Annotated in this window: 12 protein-coding genes; 2 read left to right on the forward strand and 10 right to left on the reverse strand. The window is 57.5% G+C overall.

Annotated features, from left to right (window positions below; all coding sequences use genetic code 11):
- Positions 1-159 precede the first annotated feature (159 nt).
- Genes fusA through rpsL form a run of 3 tightly spaced genes read right to left on the reverse strand, consistent with a single transcriptional unit; the run spans position 160 to position 3,153 of the window.
- Positions 160-2,277, reverse strand: a complete 2,118-nt coding sequence (fusA, locus tag RUESEDTHA_RS14555) for an elongation factor G (RefSeq protein WP_171124295.1) — start codon at positions 2,275-2,277, stop codon at positions 160-162.
- Between the two features lie 18 nt (positions 2,278-2,295).
- Positions 2,296-2,766 carry a 30S ribosomal protein S7 gene (gene rpsG / locus RUESEDTHA_RS14560; protein ID WP_010441203.1) on the reverse strand — a complete coding sequence of 157 codons (471 nt, stop codon included), beginning with the start codon at positions 2,764-2,766 and terminating at the stop codon, positions 2,296-2,298.
- Between the two features lie 15 nt (positions 2,767-2,781).
- A complete protein-coding gene (rpsL, locus tag RUESEDTHA_RS14565) occupies positions 2,782-3,153 on the reverse strand; it encodes a 30S ribosomal protein S12 (protein WP_005621086.1) in 372 nt (123 codons plus the stop codon).
- Positions 3,154-3,550: 397 nt separating this feature from the next.
- On the opposite strand from rpsL, the gene RUESEDTHA_RS14570 reads away from it, so the two are divergent.
- Positions 3,551-4,357, forward strand: coding sequence for a putative rhamnosyl transferase (locus RUESEDTHA_RS14570; RefSeq protein ID WP_180887508.1), 807 nt, complete (start codon positions 3,551-3,553; stop codon positions 4,355-4,357).
- Here RUESEDTHA_RS14570 and RUESEDTHA_RS14575 read toward each other — a convergent pair.
- From RUESEDTHA_RS14575 to rplJ, 5 genes are all read right to left on the reverse strand, one after another.
- Entirely contained in the window at positions 4,299-5,186 is an 888-nt protein-coding gene (locus RUESEDTHA_RS14575) for a DMT family transporter (RefSeq protein WP_180887509.1), read from the reverse strand. The genes RUESEDTHA_RS14570 and RUESEDTHA_RS14575 overlap by 59 nt on opposite strands.
- Positions 5,187-5,547: 361 nt before the next feature.
- Entirely contained in the window at positions 5,548-9,789 is a 4,242-nt protein-coding gene (gene rpoC, locus RUESEDTHA_RS14580) for a DNA-directed RNA polymerase subunit beta' (protein WP_180887510.1), read from the reverse strand.
- A gap of 50 nt (positions 9,790-9,839) precedes the next feature.
- Positions 9,840-13,976 carry a DNA-directed RNA polymerase subunit beta gene (gene rpoB / locus RUESEDTHA_RS14585; RefSeq protein ID WP_180887511.1) on the reverse strand — a complete coding sequence of 1,379 codons (4,137 nt, stop codon included), beginning with the start codon at positions 13,974-13,976 and terminating at the stop codon, positions 9,840-9,842.
- A gap of 248 nt (positions 13,977-14,224) precedes the next feature.
- Entirely contained in the window at positions 14,225-14,602 is a 378-nt protein-coding gene (rplL, locus tag RUESEDTHA_RS14590) for a 50S ribosomal protein L7/L12 (protein ID WP_170485701.1), read from the reverse strand.
- 80 nt (positions 14,603-14,682) lie between these two features.
- The gene (gene rplJ / locus RUESEDTHA_RS14595; protein WP_170355300.1) at positions 14,683-15,201 is read right to left on the reverse strand and encodes a 50S ribosomal protein L10; all 519 of its coding nucleotides are present in this window, start codon (positions 15,199-15,201) and stop codon (positions 14,683-14,685) included.
- Positions 15,202-15,654: 453 nt separating this feature from the next.
- On the opposite strand from rplJ, the gene RUESEDTHA_RS14600 reads away from it, so the two are divergent.
- Positions 15,655-16,632 carry a phosphotransferase gene (locus RUESEDTHA_RS14600; RefSeq protein WP_180887512.1) on the forward strand — a complete coding sequence of 326 codons (978 nt, stop codon included), beginning with the start codon at positions 15,655-15,657 and terminating at the stop codon, positions 16,630-16,632.
- A 70-nt stretch (positions 16,633-16,702) separates the two neighbouring features.
- On the opposite strand, the gene rplA is transcribed toward RUESEDTHA_RS14600, so the two are convergent.
- Positions 16,703-17,401 (reverse strand): 50S ribosomal protein L1, encoded by a 699-nt coding sequence (gene rplA, locus RUESEDTHA_RS14605; RefSeq protein WP_171124308.1) that lies wholly within the window; start codon positions 17,399-17,401, stop codon positions 16,703-16,705.
- Position 17,402: 1 nt separating this feature from the next.
- Positions 17,403-17,852 (reverse strand): 50S ribosomal protein L11, encoded by a 450-nt coding sequence (rplK, locus tag RUESEDTHA_RS14610; protein WP_113791694.1) that lies wholly within the window; start codon positions 17,850-17,852, stop codon positions 17,403-17,405.
- Between the last annotated feature and the right edge of the window lie 116 nt (positions 17,853-17,968).

Below are 17,968 nucleotides of genomic sequence, written 5' to 3' on the forward strand. Positions count from 1 at the left end.
TTTACCATGGTCAACGTGGCCAATCGTGCCGATGTTGACGTGCGGTTTTGTACGCTCAAACTTTTCCTTTGCCATGATGGCCTCCTTAATTTGCGGGTGCCGGGCTAAAGCCCGGCCTACGGGTATTTGGTATGCCGGGCCTTAGCCCGGCGCACCGTCTTATGCGTATTTCGCCTGAATCTCGTCCGAGATGTTCTGCGGAACCGGATCGTAGTGGTCGAACTGCATGGTGAACTGGGCACGGCCCGACGACATCGAACGCAGGGTGTTGATGTAGCCGAACATGTTCGCCAGCGGAACGAACGCGTCGATCGCGATTGCGTTGCCGCGCGGTTCCTGACCAGACACCTGGCCACGACGCGAGGTCAGGTCGCCGATGATACCGCCGGTGTATTCTTCCGGGGTGATCACTTCGACCTTCATGATCGGTTCCAGCAGTTTCGCGCCAGCTTTGCGCATGCCTTCACGCATACACATACGGGCCGCGATTTCGAACGCCAGAACGCTCGAGTCAACGTCGTGGAACTTACCGTCCAGCAGAGCAACCTTGAAGTCGATCACGGGGAAGCCAGCCAGCGGGCCGCTATCCATGACCGAGTTGATGCCTTTTTCAACGCCCGGAATGTATTCCTTCGGAACGGCACCACCAACAATGCGGGACTCGAACGAATAACCTTCGCCTGGCTCGGTCGGCTGGATCTCCAGCTTGACCTCACCGAACTGACCCGAACCACCCGACTGTTTCTTGTGGGTGTAGGTGTGTTCGACCGGCATCGAGATGGTTTCGCGATAGGCCACCTGAGGTGCACCAATGTTCGCTTCAACCTTGAACTCGCGCTTCAGACGGTCAACCAGGATGTCCAGGTGAAGTTCGCCCATGCCCTTCATGATGGTCTGACCCGATTCCAGATCAGTTTCCACACGGAAGGACGGGTCTTCGGCGGCCAGACGGGCCAGACCCTGAGACATCTTCTCCTGGTCGCCCTTGGTTTTGGGCTCGACCGCGATTTCGATCACCGGATCGGGGAAGGTCATGGTTTCCAGAACCACCGGCTCTTTCGCATCGCACAGGGTGTCACCGGTGGTGGTGTCTTTCAGACCCGCCAGCGCGATGATGTCGCCTGCAAACGCTTCTTCGATCTCTTCCCGGTTGTTCGAGTGCATCATCATCATACGACCGATGCGCTCTTTCTTACCTTTGGTCGAGTTCAGGATCGAGTCACCCTTGTTCATGGTGCCCGAGTAGATCCGGGTGAAGGTCAGCGAGCCAACGAAGGGGTCGTTCATGATTTTGAACGCCAGACCCGAGAACGCCATGTCGTCGTCTGCACGACGCGCGATGTTACGCTCTTCGTTTTCGTCGCCGGGGGCGAAGCCCATGTAATCAACAACGTCCAGCGGGCTGGGCAGATAGTCGATCACAGCGTTCAGCAGCGGCTGAACACCTTTGTTTTTGAACGCCGAACCACCCAGAACCGGAACAAACGCGATGTCCAGGGTCCCTTTACGCAGCAGGGCGCGCAGGGTCTCAACATCGGGCTCATTGCCTTCCAGGTATTCCATCATCGCGTCGTCGTCCATTTCGACGGCCGCTTCGATCATCTTGCCGCGCCATTCGTCAGCCATGTCTTTCAGGCTGTCGCGGATCGGAGCTTTGATCCAGCTTGCGCCCAGATCTTCGCCCTGCCACAGCCACTCTTCCATGGTGACCAGGTCGATCAGGCCTTCCAGCTCGGACTCGGCGCCGATCGGAATACCAACCGGAACAGCGCGTGCGCCGGTGCGGTCTTCGATCATGCGAACGCAGTTGAAGAAGTCTGCGCCGATCTTGTCCATTTTGTTGACGAAAACCATACGCGGAACCTTGTAGCGGTCAGCCTGACGCCACACGGTTTCGGTCTGGGGCTCAACACCGGCGTTTGCGTCCAGAACGCAAACGGCACCGTCGAGAACCGCCAACGAGCGTTCAACTTCGATAGTGAAGTCAACGTGGCCGGGGGTGTCGATGATGTTCAGGCGGTGCTTGGGGGTATCGGCGGTTTTACCGTCTTCGGTGCGCTCCCAGAAAGTGGTAGTCGCAGCCGAAGTGATGGTGATGCCGCGTTCCTGCTCCTGCTCCATCCAGTCCATGGTGGCTGCACCATCGTGCACCTCACCGATGTTGTGGGATTTACCAGTGTAATACAGGATACGCTCCGAGCAGGTGGTCTTACCTGCGTCGATGTGCGCCATGATACCGAAGTTACGGTATAGTTCGAGCGGATATTCGCGTGCCATTTTTGATAAGCCTCTGGATTACCAACGGTAGTGGCTGAAGGCTTTGTTCGCCTCGGCCATCTTGTGGGTGTCTTCGCGCTTCTTCACGGCGGTACCGCGGGACTGTACAGCGTCCAGCAGCTCGCCGGCGAGGCGTTCTTCCATGGTGTTTTCGTTGCGGCCGCGCGCAGCGGTGATCAGCCAACGGATGGCCAGTGCTTCGCGGCGTTCGGGGCGGACTTCGACCGGAACCTGATAGGTTGCACCACCAACCCGGCGCGAGCGAACCTCGACCGACGGTTTGATGTTGTCGAGCGCTTCGTGGAACACTTCGACCGGTGCGCGCTTTACCTTGTTCTCAACGCGGTCAAACGCGTTGTAAACGATGCGCTCTGCGACCGACTTCTTGCCGTCGATCATCAGGTTGTTCATGAATTTGGTCAGAACCTTGTCGCCAAATTTGGCGTCAGGCAGGACTTCGCGTTTTTCGGCGGCGTGACGACGTGACATATCAGCCTCTCCTTCTTACTTGGGACGCTTCGCGCCGTATTTCGAACGACGTTGCTTACGATCTTTGACGCCCTGAGTATCCAGAACACCGCGAAGGATGTGGTAACGCACACCGGGAAGGTCTTTTACACGGCCGCCACGGATCAGAACAACCGAGTGTTCCTGCAGGTTGTGGCTTTCACCGGGGATGTACGAGATGACCTCGAACCCGTTGGTCAGGCGCACCTTGGCAACCTTACGCATAGCCGAGTTCGGCTTTTTCGGTGTGGTGGTATACACACGTGTGCAGACGCCGCGTTTCTGCGGGCACTGCTCCAGGTGCATGGACTTCGAGCGTTTTACTTTGGGCTGCCGCGGTTTGCGGATCAGCTGTTGAATAGTTGGCATTCCGGTTTCTTCCCCGTTTTGCAACACACATGACATGCACGCGCATTGCGTGCGGTTAAATTCGCTGCACTCATGCGTCCACAAGCGCAAAACCCGCGAGCGTTCCCATTCCGAGGTGAACGTCGCGGTTGGTTATCAGAGGGCGCGAACGGCAAAATTGTCCGGGCCTTGACCAGTTCATTACTGAAATCGGTTATGGGGCGGCCCCCGGTACCGAGATGACGCGCGTAATAGGGGGAGTCGGCCCAAGTGTCAACAGCACACCTGATCTGGTGCCCTACCGACGGCTTCGCCTTGGATTATCGTAGTTTGCCCAGCACTTCCAGCACATCAGGCGTTGCGGGTTTCGGGTCGTGTGGGCATAGTCCCCGGCAACGCCCCGCCTCATGGATGAAACATGCAAGTTATCGGTCTGTGCCGCTTTTCTTACCCTGCTTATGGCGGCTTTCAGATCGAACATGATACGATCGAAGAGCGCCGCGCCTATCTCTATAACCCCGCTCGCCTGGAAGAGCGGTTTCGCCTGTTCGAAACAACCACCCTGCCCTGTTTCAAAGAACAGACCGACGAGGATTTTCAACTGCTGGTCGTGATAGGTGATTGCCTGCCCAAGCCCGCCTTTGACCGGCTGCACGATCTGACGGCGGGCATGAAACAAATCAGGATCATCGCCCGAGAGCCCAAGCGACAGCGCCTCGTCATGAAAGAGGTTCTGAACGCCGCACGTGAAAACCCCGATGCGCCTTGTCTGCAATTCCGTCATGACGACGACGATGCAGTATCCGTTGATTTCGTCGAACGGCTGCGAATTGCCCTGCAGGACGGCAAAGGGCTGATCGAAAAAAATAAAACTGTCGCAATCGACTACAACAACGGATTTCTTGCACGGTTCGGTCCCAATGGGATTTTGGCAGCGCCGAAGTTTCAGCCTTTGCTCGGTGTGGGTTTGGGCATGTATGTGCGCGGCAGGTGTGACCTGACGATCATGAATTTCTCTCATTACCGGATGGGGAATTTCATGCCGGTGATCAGCTATCCTGATGCGCCAATGTGGGTACGCACACTGAACCAGTTCAACGACTCTCCCCACGCCCGCAAAAACAGCGCCGAGTTACTGCCCCTTACCCCGGAACAGGAAGGCGAGTTTATCGCGCGTTTCGCGATTGAACAGGACGCTGTCCGGCGCGTTCACGGAACAGCGTGAACAGACCCGCGCCAACGACAAGCACTGCGCCCAGCATTGTAATTGCGTCCGGCCAGTCACCGAACACCACCCAACCCAGCCCCAGTGCCCAGATCAGGCTGGAATAGCGGAAAGGTGCGACAAAACCCACATCCCCTTCGCGCATCACCATAACGCTGAACAGGTATCCCATCAGAACAAACACGGCGGCGGAGGCGACCAATATACCCGCGTCGGTCGGCACGGGCTGCCATCCCGTTACAAACGTGGCGACACTTGCAGCCAACGTAATCGTCACAGTCGTTGCGAGTGTCACAACAAGCGAAGGCACACGGCTGGACATACGTCGTGTGATCAAGTCCCGTGCAGTCACCGAAGCCACCGCAATCAGCGCATAAATTGAGAAAACACTAAAACCCTCGGGGCCGGGCCGCACGATCAACAACATGCCGACAAAGCCCATCCCGATCGCAGCGACCCGTCGCCAACCGATATATTCGCGGAAAAACAGCGCAGCCCCCAGCGTTACGGTCAACGGCAAGGCCTGCAGGACAGCCGTCACATTCGCCAGCGGCATATGCAAAAGCGCTGTCAAAAAGAAGAACGTGGCCGACAACTCGGCCAGACAGCGCGCGGCGACAAGCCATTTGTCTTGGCGCGGAAAATTCAGATGAAGCGCACCAAAATGGCGAACCAGCAGGAAAACAAGAACCGTCGCCAGAACACCCCGCATTGCCACCATCTGAAACAAAGGAATCTCGGCCCCTGCAACCTTTACCAAGGTATCGTTGATGGTAAACGCAGCCATGCTGCCCATCATCAACAGGGCGCCTTTCATGTTTGGGGTCATTGAAACAAAACTCGAGTATCGTCCCGCACATTCGCGCGGACGAAGTATGACAAGTCAATACTTGGCCTCGAACCACAAGATTGACATTTTTTCTAAGGTACTGAAATTAAAAAATTTTTTTTTTGATACTACTATTTTTGCCGAGATTATTTTCGAGAAAGACCCTCAAGGTTTCAGGCAATAACCGCATCGCCACCAATCCATAGCGTATCGGCAAAAGGTGCGTTTAATGTAGTCGCGCTCGACTTTCTGGTCTTAACCCTCAGCGCTTGGCACCCATCATCCGGCGAAGGCGACGGCCTTGCCCAAAAGAAAAGGCCCCGCGTTTTCGCAGGGCCTGTTCTTTGTTCTGAAGGTTCTCTTATTCGCGGCTTTCCGGGGTGTCGACCACCACGTCCAGCTCATCACCAACCATGTCGTCGTCAATGACCGGAGCGGCCAGGGCAGCGGCGGCTTCGGCCTCTTCCCGGCGGGCTTCGATCACCACGTTGTCACGCGATTGCGCAACCTGACGCACGGCCTGTGTCGCACCACCGGTACCGGCGGGGATCAGGCGGCCGACGATGACGTTCTCTTTTAGGCCAACCAGCTTGTCTTTCTTGCCTTGTACCGACGCTTCGGTCAGCACACGGGTGGTTTCCTGGAACGACGCCGCCGAGATGAACGAACGCGTCTGCAACGAGGCTTTGGTAATCCCCAGAAGGATCGGCTCGCCCTGTGCCGGACGACCACCGCGGGCGATGGTCTTTTCGTTGGCTGCGTCGAACTCTTGCTTGTCGACATGCTCGCCTTTCAGCAGGGTGGTGTCGCCTGAATCCAGGATCTCCCACTTCTGCAGCATCTGGCGCACGATGACCTCGATGTGCTTGTCGTTGATCTTCACGCCCTGCAGACGATAGACGTCCTGCACCTCGTCGATCATGTAATCCGCCAGCGCTTCGACACCCATGATGGACAGGATGTCATGCGGAGCCGGATTACCGTCCATCAGGTATTCACCCTTCTGGATGAAGTCCCCTTCGGCGACCGGGATGTGCTTGCCCTTGGGAACCATGTATTCGATGGTCTCCATGGACTCGTCAGCCGGTTCGATGCTGATGCGGCGCTTGTTCTTGTAGTCGCGACCAAAGCGCACGTAACCATCGGCTTCTGCGATGATCGCGTGATCTTTCGGACGGCGGGCTTCGAACAGTTCGGCCACACGCGGCAGACCACCGGTGATGTCCTTGGTCTTGGCACCTTCACGCGGGATACGCGCAACAACGTCACCGGCTTCGATGGTCTGACCATCTTCAACCGACAGGATCGCATCCACCGACATCGGATAGTGAACCGGATTGCCCGCATCGTTGCGGACCGGCTCGCCATCTTCACCGACCAGAATGATCTCAGGCTTCAGGTCGCTGCCTTTGGGGGCGGCGCGCCAGTCGATCACGATCTTCTGGGTCATGCCGGTTGCTTCGTCGGTCTCGTCACGGACAGCAAGGCCCGAAACAAGGTCAACGTATTTCGCAGTACCGGCTTTCTCGGCGATGATCGGCAGGGTGTAGGGATCCCACTCGAACAGCTTGTCGCCACGGGCAACGGTTGCGCCATCTTTGACGAACAGCTTGGAACCGTAGCCCAGCTTGAAGCTGGCACGCTCTTCGCCGTGTTCGTCGTTGATCACCAGCTTCATGTTCCGGCCCATGACCAGGCTTTCGCCTGCGGCATTGACCAGAATCTGCGGGTTCTCGAACGCGACAACGCCTTCCTGGTTGGCTTCCTGGAACGACTGCTGACCACCTTGCGCAACACCACCGATGTGGAAGGTCCGCATGGTCAGCTGTGTACCGGGTTCACCGATTGACTGCGCGGCGATGATGCCGACAGCTTCACCTGTGTTCACCATGGTCCCGCGTGCGAGGTCACGACCGTAGCAGGTTGCACAGACGCCTTCCTCGGACTCACAGGTCAGAGGCGAGCGGATGCGCATTGAGGCAACGCCGGCTTCATCAATGGTGTCAGCCATACGTTCGTCGATCAACTGACCGGCTGCGACGATTACCTCATCGGTGCCCGGACGCAGAACATCGTCAGCCGCCACACGGCCCAGCACACGTTCGGCCAACGAGGCGACAACCTCACCGTCGTTCACGGCGGCTTCGGCAGTGATCGCACGCTCGGTGCCACAGTCGATCTCACGAACGATACAGTCTTGCGCCACGTCCACCAGACGACGGGTCAGGTAACCCGAGTTCGCCGTCTTCAGAGCGGTATCCGACAGACCCTTACGGGCACCGTGGGTCGAGTTGAAGTACTCGAGAACGGTCAGACCTTCTTTAAAGTTCGAGATGATCGGCGTCTCGATGATGTCACCGTTCGGCTTGGCCATCAGGCCGCGCATACCGCCCAGCTGTTTCATCTGAGTGACCGAGCCACGCGCACCCGAGTGAGCCATCATGTAGACCGAGTTCGGTTCCTGTTCAGACCCGTCCTCTGCCCGATCCGAGGATGAGATCGTGCTCATCATCGCGTCGGTCACGCGGTCGTTACACTTCGACCAGGCATCGACGACTTTGTTGTACTTTTCGCCCTGAGTGATCAGGCCGTCCATGTACTGCTGTTCAAAGTCTTTCACCTGATCGCGGGTGTCATCGACAATGCCCCACTTGTCGCCCGGAATGACCATGTCGTCCTTACCGAACGAAATGCCCGCCTTGAAGGCTTCTTTGAAGCCCATCGACATGATCTGGTCACAGAAGATAACCGACTCTTTCTGACCGCAGTATCGGTAGACGGTGTCGATCACCTGCTGCACTTCTTTCTTCCGCAGCAGACGGTTGACCAGCTCGAACGGCGCTTTGTTGTTCATCGGCAGCAAGGCACCCAGACGCAGACGGCCCGGAGTGGTCTCGTAACGCTTCTGAACTTCGTTGCCTTCGTCGTCGATTTGCGTGATCCGCGCGGTGATCTTGGTGTGCAGATGCACCTCACCCGCGTCCAGCGCGTGCTGAACTTCTTCGATCGAACCAAAGACCTTGCCTTCACCCGGCATCCCTTCGCGTTCCAGGGTCACATAGTACAGACCCAGGATCATATCCTGCGACGGAACAATGATCGGTGCGCCGTTTGCAGGCGACAGAACGTTGTTCGTTGACATCATCAGAACACGGGCTTCCAACTGGGCCTCAAGGCTCAGAGGCACGTGAACCGCCATCTGGTCACCGTCAAAGTCGGCGTTAAAGGCCGAACAGACCAGCGGGTGCAGCTGGATGGCTTTGCCTTCGATCAGAACCGGTTCGAACGCCTGAATGCCAAGACGGTGCAGCGTAGGCGCACGGTTCAGCATGACAGGGTGTTCGCGGATCACCTCGTCGAGGATATCCCACACTTCGGGACGCTCTTTCTCGACCAGTTTCTTCGCCTGTTTCACGGTCGAAGACAGACCCTTAGCTTCAAGGCGCGAGTAGATGAACGGCTTGAACAGTTCCAACGCCATCTTCTTGGGCAGACCACATTGGTGCAGCTTGAGTTCCGGACCGGTCACAATGACCGAACGGCCCGAGAAGTCGACGCGCTTACCCAGAAGGTTCTGACGGAAGCGACCCTGTTTACCTTTCAGCATGTCCGACAGCGATTTCAGCGGACGCTTGTTGGCGCCGGTGATCACGCGGCCACGACGGCCGTTGTCGAACAGAGCGTCCACGGATTCCTGCAGCATCCGCTTTTCGTTGCGGACGATGATGTCAGGCGCGCGCAGCTCGATCAGACGCTTCAGACGGTTGTTCCGGTTGATGACGCGGCGATACAGATCGTTCAGATCCGAGGTCGCGAAACGGCCACCATCCAGCGGAACCAGCGGACGCAGTTCCGGTGGAATGACCGGGATCACGGTCATCACCATCCACTCCGGCCGGTTGCCCGACTCGAGGAAGGATTCGACAACTTTCAGACGCTTGATGATCTTCTTGGGCTTCAGTTCACCGGTGGCTTCGGCCAGATCAGCGCGCAGCTGCTCGGCTTCGGCTTCCAGATCGATCTGGGCCAGCATCTCACGGATGGCTTCGGCACCGATATTGGCGGTGAACGCGTCCATGCCATAGGCATCCTGCGCATCCATGTACTCTTCTTCGGTCAGCATCTGGCCGTAGGTCAGGTCGGTCAGACCGGGCTCGATGACGACGTAGTTTTCAAAGTACAGAACGCGTTCCAGATCGCGCAGCGTCATGTCCAGCATCAGACCGATGCGGGACGGCAGCGATTTCAGGAACCAGATATGCGCAACAGGCGCGGCCAGTTCGATGTGACCCATACGCTCGCGGCGGACTTTCTGCAGGGTGACTTCCACACCGCATTTCTCGCAGACAACGCCGCGATACTTCATCCGCTTATATTTGCCGCACAGACATTCGTAATCTTTGATCGGGCCAAAGATACGCGCGCAGAACAGACCGTCACGCTCGGGCTTGAACGTCCGGTAGTTGATGGTTTCGGGTTTCTTGATCTCGCCATAGGACCAAGACAGAATCCGCTCGGGCGACGCCAGCGAGACCTTGATCTCGTCAAAGACCTTCGGGGGCGTCAGCGGGTTGAACGGGTTGTTGGTGATTTCCTGGTTCATTTGTTACCTCAAATCTTGCGGAAGGGGGGACGGGAGAAAGGGCAGCGCCCTCACTCCTCAACCTCCGCATCCAGGAGTTCCATATTCAGGCCGAGGCCACGGACTTCTTTAACCAGAACGTTGAACGATTCCGGTACGCCCGCTTCAAAGTTATCCTCGCCCTTGACGATCGACTCATAGACCTTGGTCCGGCCGGCGACGTCATCCGATTTCACCGTCAGCATCTCCTGCAGGGTGTAGGCGGCGCCGTAAGCTTCCAGAGCCCAGACTTCCATCTCACCAAAGCGCTGACCACCGAACTGCGCCTTACCACCCAGCGGCTGCTGGGTCACCAGGCTGTACGGCCCGGTCGAACGCGCGTGGATTTTGTCGTCCACCAGGTGGTGCAGTTTCAGCAGGTACTTGATGCCCACGGTCACCGGACGTGCGAATTGCTCACCGGTACGACCGTCGAACAGAACCGACTGACCGCTTTCCGAGAAACCTGCACGCACAAGCGCGTCGTTGACGTCCGCCTCTTTGGCACCGTCGAAGACCGGGGTTGCGATCGGAACACCGCGGGTCACGTTGCCCGCAGCCTCGATCAGGCCATCCTCGTCCAGACCGGTGATGCCTTCTTCGTAGACATTCTCGCCATAGGCCAGCTTCATCGCTTCGCGCACCGGGGTCAGGTCGCCGGACCGGCGGTACTCACCCAGTGCGTCGTCGATGTTCAGACCCAGACCGCGTGCGGCCCAACCCATGTGGGTTTCAAGGATCTGACCAACGTTCATACGCGAAGGCACACCCAGCGGGTTCAGACAGAAGTCAACCGGCGTACCATCGGCCAGGAACGGCATGTCTTCCATCGGAACAACCTTGGAGATCACACCTTTGTTCCCGTGACGACCGGCCATCTTGTCGCCCGGCTGCAGCTTGCGCTTCACGGCGATGAAGACTTTGACCATCTTCATCACACCCGGCGGCAGGTCATCGCCACGGCGAACCTTCTCGACTTTGTCCTCGAAACGGGCGTCCAGAGCACGCTTTTGCACTTCGTACTGCTCGTTCAGAGCTTCTACGATCTGTGCGTCCTGCTCGCCCTCCAGCGCCAGCTGCCACCACTGACCACGGGTCAGGGTTTCCAGCAGTTCCTCGGTGATCACCGACCCTGCCTTGACACCTTTCGGGCCTTTCACAGCGGTTTTACCCAGGATCAGACCTTGCAGACGCGCATAGATGTTGCGGTCCAGGATCGCCAGCTCGTCGTCCCGGTCACGGGCCAGACGTTCGACTTCCTCACGCTCGATCTGCAGCGCACGCTCGTCTTTCTCGACGCCGTGACGGTTGAAAACGCGGACCTCAACGACCGTACCGTAATCGCCCGGCTTCACGCGCAGCGAGGTGTCGCGCACGTCAGATGCTTTCTCACCAAAGATGGCGCGCAGCAGCTTTTCTTCCGGGGTCATCGGGCTTTCGCCCTTCGGAGTGATCTTGCCGACCAGAATATCGCCCGGCTCAACATCCGCGCCGATGTAAACGATGCCCGCCTCGTCGAGGTTGCGCAGCGCTTCTTCACCGACGTTCGGGATGTCGCGGGTGATCTCTTCCGGACCCAGCTTGGTGTCACGGGCGGCGACTTCAAATTCCTCGATATGAACCGAGGTAAAGACGTCGTCACGCGCGATACGTTCCGAGATCAGGATCGAGTCTTCGTAGTTGTAACCGTTCCACGGCATGAACGCGACGACCACGTTCTTACCAAGGGCCAGTTCACCCATATCGGTCGACGGACCATCGGCAATGACCTCGCCCTTCTGGACGGTGTCACCCACCTTGATCAGCGGACGCTGGTTGATGCAGGTGTTCTGGTTCGAACGCTGGAATTTGCGCAGACGGTAGATGTCTACGCCAGCGTCGCCCAGTTCCAGATCCTCAGTCGCGCGGATAACGATACGCTGGGCATCGACCTGGTCGATGATACCGGCGCGTTTCGCCTGAATCGCAGCGCCTGAGTCGATCGCAACCTTTTCCTCGATACCGGTACCGACTAGCGGCGCCTCGGCCCGCAGCAGCGGAACCGCCTGACGTTGCATGTTCGAGCCCATCAGAGCGCGGTTGGCGTCGTCATTTTCAAGGAACGGGATCAGCGATGCAGCGACCGAGACCAGCTGTTTCGGGCTAACGTCGATCAGGTCCACATTCTCGCGCGGGGCGAGGGTGTAGTCACCGGCCTGACGGGTCGAAACCAGATCGTTGATGAACTTGCCATCGGCATCCAGCGTCGCGTTCGCCTGCGCCACGGTGTGACGCATTTCTTCGGTCGCGGACATGTAGTGCACCTCATCGGTCACCTCGGCGTCTTTGACGACGCGGTAGGGTGTTTCGATGAAGCCATACTTGTTCACGCGGGCAAAGGTGGCCAGCGAGTTGATCAGACCGATGTTCGGACCTTCGGGCGTTTCAATCGGGCACATCCGGCCATAGTGGGTCGGGTGTACGTCGCGCACCTCAAAGCCCGCACGCTCACGTGTCAGACCACCGGGGCCAAGCGCCGAGAGGCGGCGTTTGTGGGTGACTTCCGACAGCGGGTTGGTCTGGTCCATGAACTGCGACAGCTGCGACGAGCCGAAGAATTCGCGGACGGCAGCCGCAGCCGGTTTCGCGTTGATCAAGTCTTGCGGCATGACGGTGTCAATCTCGACCGACGACATACGCTCTTTGATCGCGCGCTCCATGCGCAGCAGGCCAACGCGGTACTGGTTTTCCATCAGTTCGCCGACCGAACGCACACGACGGTTGCCGAGGTGGTCGATATCGTCCACGTCGCCCTTGCCGTCACGCAGTTCCACCAGAGCCTTGATGCAGGCCACGATGTCTTCGCGGCGCAGGGTGCGCAGGGTGTCCGGCGCGTCCAAAGCCAGGCGCATGTTCATCTTCACGCGACCAACAGCCGACAGGTCATAACGCTCGCTGTCGAAGAACAGGGTGTCGAACAGGGCCGAGGCCGCTTCGACGGTGGGCGGCTCACCCGGACGCATGACGCGGTAGATATCCATCAGCGCGCTTTCACGGTTCAGGTTCTTGTCCTGAGCCATGGTGTTGCGCATGTAGGGGCCGACGTTGACGTTGTCGATGTCCAGAACCGGAATATCGGTGATGCCCGCGTCGATCAGTTCTTTGACAGAACCACCAATCAGATCGCCGTCCTTGTCATATTCAAGGGTCAGCTCATCACCGGCCTCGACATAAATCGCGCCGTTTTCTTCGTTGATGATGTCCTTGGCGACAAACTTGCCGACGATGTGGTCAAACGGAACCAACAGGTTGGTGACAGTGCCTTCGTCGATCAGTTTCTTGACCGCACGCGGGGTGACTTTCTTGCCCGCTTCGGCAATCACTTCACCGGATTTCGCGTCGATCAGATCATATGTCGGACGGGTGCCGCGCACGCGCTCGGGGAAGAACGGTGTGACCCATCCCTTCTTCTTGTCCAGCTTGTAGGACACGGTCTCGTAATACGCGTCCATGATGGCTTCCTGATCCAAACCCAGCGCATAAAGCAGGGTGGTCACAGGCAGTTTGCGGCGGCGGTCGATGCGGGCGAACACGATGTCTTTGGCGTCGAACTCAAAGTCCAGCCAGCTGCCGCGATACGGGATGATGCGGCAGGCAAACAACAGTTTACCGGACGAGTGGGTCTTGCCCTTATCGTGGTCAAAGAACACACCGGGCGAACGGTGCATCTGGCTGACGATCACACGCTCGGTGCCGTTCACGATGAACGTGCCGTTCGGCGTCATCAGGGGCATGTCGCCCATGAACACGTCCTGTTCCTTGATGTCTTTGACCGATTTCGCGCCGGTGTCCTCATCGACATCAAACACGATCAGACGCAGAGTCACCTTCAGCGGTGCGCTGTAGGTCATGTCGCGCTGCATGCACTCTTCGACGTCATATTTGGGTTTTTCCAGATCGTATTTCACGAACTCCAGAACGGAGGTTTCGTTGAAATCCTTGATCGGGAAAACCGACTGGAACACGCCTTTGATGCCTTCGCCGTCAGTAGGCTGTTCTGCATCGCCGGAGCGCAGGAAAAGATCATAAGAAGATTTCTGGACCTCAATGAGGTTCGGCATTTCCAAAACTTCACGGATTTTGCCGTAATATTTACGAAGACGTTTCTGGCCAAGGAACGTTTGAGCCATGTCAGATGTCACCTTTCGATGTTCTCAGCGGGCAAAGACACCGTCGGGCCCCGGCATCTTGCACATTCGAGACGACACGTCCGGATCAATTCATGGCCACCGTCCCGAAGGCAGCCTCCCGATCCAAGAACCGCGTCTTAGAAAACGCCCCAAAGTTGAGGCCCTTTCTAAGACAGGTTCGGCTGGACCCGGATTTCTCCGGACCCAGCCAAATTTCCGACGCATCAGCGATGCGCCATTGGACTGACTTAGGCCAGTTCGACCTCGGCGCCAGCTGCTTCCAGCTTGCCTTTGATCTCTTCGGCTTCTGCTTTGTCCACGCCTTCTTTGATCTTGCCGCCAGCTTCGACCAGCTCTTTGGCTTCTTTCAGGCCCAGACCGGTGATGCCGCGAACTTCTTTGATCACGTTGATTTTCGAAGCGCCGGCGTTCTTCAGAACGACGTCGAATTCGGTTTTTTCCTCAGCAGCTGCACCGCCGGCGTCGCCAGCTGCACCTGCGACCATTACGGCGCCGCCAGCTGCGGGCTCGATGCCGTACTCGTCTTTGAGGATGGTTTTCAGTTCTTGTGCTTCCAGCAGGGTCAGACCCACGATGCTTTCTGCCAGTGCTTTCAGATCAGCCATTGTATTAGCTCTTTCCGTTTTACAGTGTGTGTTCCAACGTCAGGGTATTCACCCCACGCAGATCATTCAGTGCCAACCGCTTACGCAGCTTCCGCCTTCTCTTCGATGGTGGAAAGGATGCTTGCGATGTTGCTTGCAGGTGCGCCAATTGCACCGGCGATGTTCGAAGCAGGCGCGCCAAGCATACCAGCGATCGTAGCAATAAGCTCTTCACGCGACGGCATTTTCGACACGGCTGTAACACCAGCCCGGTCCAGAGCGTTCTCGCCCATTGCACCGCCAAGAATTTCGAACTTTTGGTTCTCTTTGGCGAAGTCCTCGGCCACCTTGGCTGCTGCCACGGGGTCTTCGGAATAGGTCAGAACGGTCATACCCGTCAGCAGGTCACCAATGCTTTCACATGGCTTTCCGTCGAGGGCGATTTTGGCAAGCCTGTTCTTGGCAACACGCACGGCACCACCCGCGTCACGAGCACGTGCGCGAAGGTCCTGCATCTCGGCAACTGTCAGACCGGCGTAATGGGCTACCACTACGACGCCAGAGCTTTCGAAGATTTGGCCGAGTTCCTCGACCACTTTCTCTTTCTGGGCTCTATCCACAGTTCTCTCCAAGTTTGGGGCGATCACTCACCCCGGCTCATATTTGCCGCGGCATACGCCCCGGCGTTCAGGTCCGTTGTTACGGGATTGGCCAAAACTCGCCCGAGGATCGCGACCCTCAGAATTCTTTGGTCTTACCCGTCTCAGGCAGGAGATTAAGGGGCCGAATGGCACCACCCACCGTCTTGGACGAAACGAAATAAAGCGCACGACGAATCGCACGCTTTACTCCGCAAGTCTTATTAGGGCAGTTGGTTGGGGTTTCCAAGGGGTAAATTGCGAATTTGGCCACGCCATTTTGCACCCCAGTTCGAACCCACCAGAACCTACCCAACTGTGCGGATTTCATAGGGTTTTCCGCCAACCGGCCTCAAAACGGAATTCTTGCCGTTGACACGCAAATCCCGCTGCGTTCCAGTCCGATGAAAGGTACATCACCAAGGACATGGCCCGTTGGCTACTTCTCTTCCGCTCTCGGATCAAGAACATGACCGGGTCACCGCATTTATTTACGAGTTTTCCAATACGGTCCTGCACACTCCAGTGACACAGTATGACTGTATCTACCGGTCGCACGCCTTCGCAGAGTCTCGGGCCGTTCTGGTTCTGCGCTCGACAGCGGGATCCTTCGCCCTCAAGGTCGACACCGAGTCTCCGGCGACCGGTCGGCTGAAAGACGAATTCGAGTTATTGGTTGACCTGTCCCGATACTTTGAACGCACAGATACGTCCCGTGTCGTGCAGCCTGTCTACCTATCGCCCGGAGGGGCCTTTCTGGTCACCGAATTCATCGACCGGCCCACAGCCGTTGATCTGATTTATAACAGCAAGGACGATAACCAAGTGGCGCAGGTCTATCGTCGCGCGGGGTCCTGGCTCAGTGATTTTCACAGCCGCCTGGCGCCCGTCAACTATGGGTTCCGCCCGAAATGGATGATTGACAGCATTTGCGAACTTGCGGCAACGGTCCCGGATGACATCGCGCAGAAAAGCCGGAAAATGATTGATACCATGGTGACCGAAGGCGAACGCCTTAAGGGGATCGAAGACCTGAGGGTCTTTTCACATGGTGATTTTCACGGGCAGAACCTGATTATCGGACAAGGCAAAACTTACGGTCTGGACTTTACTGAGGTATGCGAAAAACTGGCCGTCTACGATATCGTCGACTTTCTCAAGGCTGATATCTTTCGGGATGGTCCAGCCAGCGAGGTGGACCAAAGCGGTATTCTGCGGCGAAACAAGCAAATGTTCCTGCGCCGCTACCGCCTGCCGATTGACACCGATATCCTCGATTTCTGCATTCGTGGCCGATTACTCAAAGACTGGCTGGACTATTGGCGCACTGATTTTGCCTGTAGCGCGTTCGAGGAGTTTAGGCGCACGCGTCTGGAAATGCGATTGGATATCGCCTTTGACACCGCAAACTAGACTGTGGAACGCAAAAGCCCGAACAGTTTGCACTGCCCGGGCTCAATACTTTTTTGCTTCGCGTTAAGGCTTATTCGCCCGCAGCAGCCGCCACATCCAGAGTCACACCCGGGCCCATGGTCGAGCTCAGCGCGATTTTCTTCATGTAGGTTCCTTTGGCGCCCGACGGCTTGGCCTTGGCAACAGCCGAGACAAAGGCACGGACGTTTTCAACCAGCTTGGCTTCGTCGAACGACGCTTTGCCAACGCCGGCGTGCACAACGCCGCCTTTTTCCGCCTTGAACTGAACTTCACCACCCTTGGCTGCTTCGACGGCCGCTTTCACGTCCATGGTCACAGTGCCAACCTTGGGGTTCGGCATCAGGTTGCGGGGGCCCAGAACTTTACCCAGACGGCCAACGATCGGCATCATGTCCGGGGTGGCAATGCAGCGATCGAATTCGATGGTGCCGCCCTGAATGGTTTCCATCAGGTCTTCTGCGCCAACGATATCCGCGCCTGCTTCTTTCGCTTCGTCCGCCTTGGGGCCACGAGCGAAAACAGCAACGCGCATCGCTTTGCCGGTGCCGTTGGGCAGGCCGACAACGCCACGAACCATCTGGTCTGCGTGACGGGTGTCAACGCCGAGGTTCAGAGCGATTTCGATGGTCTCGTCGAATTTCGAGGTCGCGTTGCCTTTTACCAGAGCAACAGCTTCTTCGATCGACAGGTTTTCCTTGCCAGCGACAGCTTCGCGCGCAGCGCGGGTACGTTTACCAAGTTTTGCCATCTTACTTCACCTCGATGCCCATAGAGCGGGCCGAGCCCAGGATGATCTGCATTGCGCCTTCGACGTCGTTGGCGTTCAGATCTTTCATTTTGGCTTCGGCGATTTCGCGAACCTGCTTGGTGGTCACGGTTGCCACGGTCTCACGACCTGGGTTTTCCGCGCCACGGGGGCGGTTACGCTTGCCAACCGGCTTCAGGCCAGCTGCTTTTTTCAGGTAATAAGACGCGGGCGGCGTCTTGATGTCCATGGTGAAGGACTTGTCCTGATAATAGGTGATCACGGTCGGGCAAGGGGCACCTTGCTCCATGTCTGCGGTCTTGGCGTTGAACGCCTTGCAGAATTCCATGATGTTGATGCCGCGCTGACCCAGCGCCGGACCAACTGGCGGCGACGGGTTCGCCTGACCTGCAGGAACCTGCAGTTTCATTGTACCAGCAAGCTTCTTGGCCATTTGGTTTCCTTTCAACTAAGGCAAGACGCGTCCTGCCCGGATTATGTTGCGTGGTCCGATCCGGGATCGCGATCCCAGCAACCTCCCACGAGAGAATCTCGCCCGAAGACGATAGA

The sequence above is a fragment of the Ruegeria sp. THAF57 genome (assembly GCF_903914075.1).
GTDB lineage: Bacteria > Pseudomonadota > Alphaproteobacteria > Rhodobacterales > Rhodobacteraceae > Ruegeria.

Excerpts from the sequence above, each read along its gene's own strand:
- fusA (WP_171124295.1), bottom strand. The coding sequence starts at position 2,277 with ATGGCACGCGAATATCCGCTCGAACTATACCGTAACTTCGGTATCATG.
- rpsG (WP_010441203.1), bottom strand. The coding sequence starts at position 2,766 with ATGTCACGTCGTCACGCCGCCGAAAAACGCGAAGTCCTGCCTGACGCC.
- rpsL (WP_005621086.1), bottom strand. The coding sequence starts at position 3,153 with ATGCCAACTATTCAACAGCTGATCCGCAAACCGCGGCAGCCCAAAGTA.
- RUESEDTHA_RS14570 (WP_180887508.1), top strand. The coding sequence starts at position 3,551 with ATGCAAGTTATCGGTCTGTGCCGCTTTTCTTACCCTGCTTATGGCGGC.
- RUESEDTHA_RS14575 (WP_180887509.1), bottom strand. The coding sequence starts at position 5,186 with ATGACCCCAAACATGAAAGGCGCCCTGTTGATGATGGGCAGCATGGCT.
- rpoC (WP_180887510.1), bottom strand. The coding sequence starts at position 9,789 with ATGAACCAGGAAATCACCAACAACCCGTTCAACCCGCTGACGCCCCCG.
- rpoB (WP_180887511.1), bottom strand. The coding sequence starts at position 13,976 with ATGGCTCAAACGTTCCTTGGCCAGAAACGTCTTCGTAAATATTACGGC.
- rplL (WP_170485701.1), bottom strand. The coding sequence starts at position 14,602 with ATGGCTGATCTGAAAGCACTGGCAGAAAGCATCGTGGGTCTGACCCTG.
- rplA (WP_171124308.1), bottom strand. The coding sequence starts at position 17,401 with ATGGCAAAACTTGGTAAACGTACCCGCGCTGCGCGCGAAGCTGTCGCT.
- rplK (WP_113791694.1), bottom strand. The coding sequence starts at position 17,852 with ATGGCCAAGAAGCTTGCTGGTACAATGAAACTGCAGGTTCCTGCAGGT.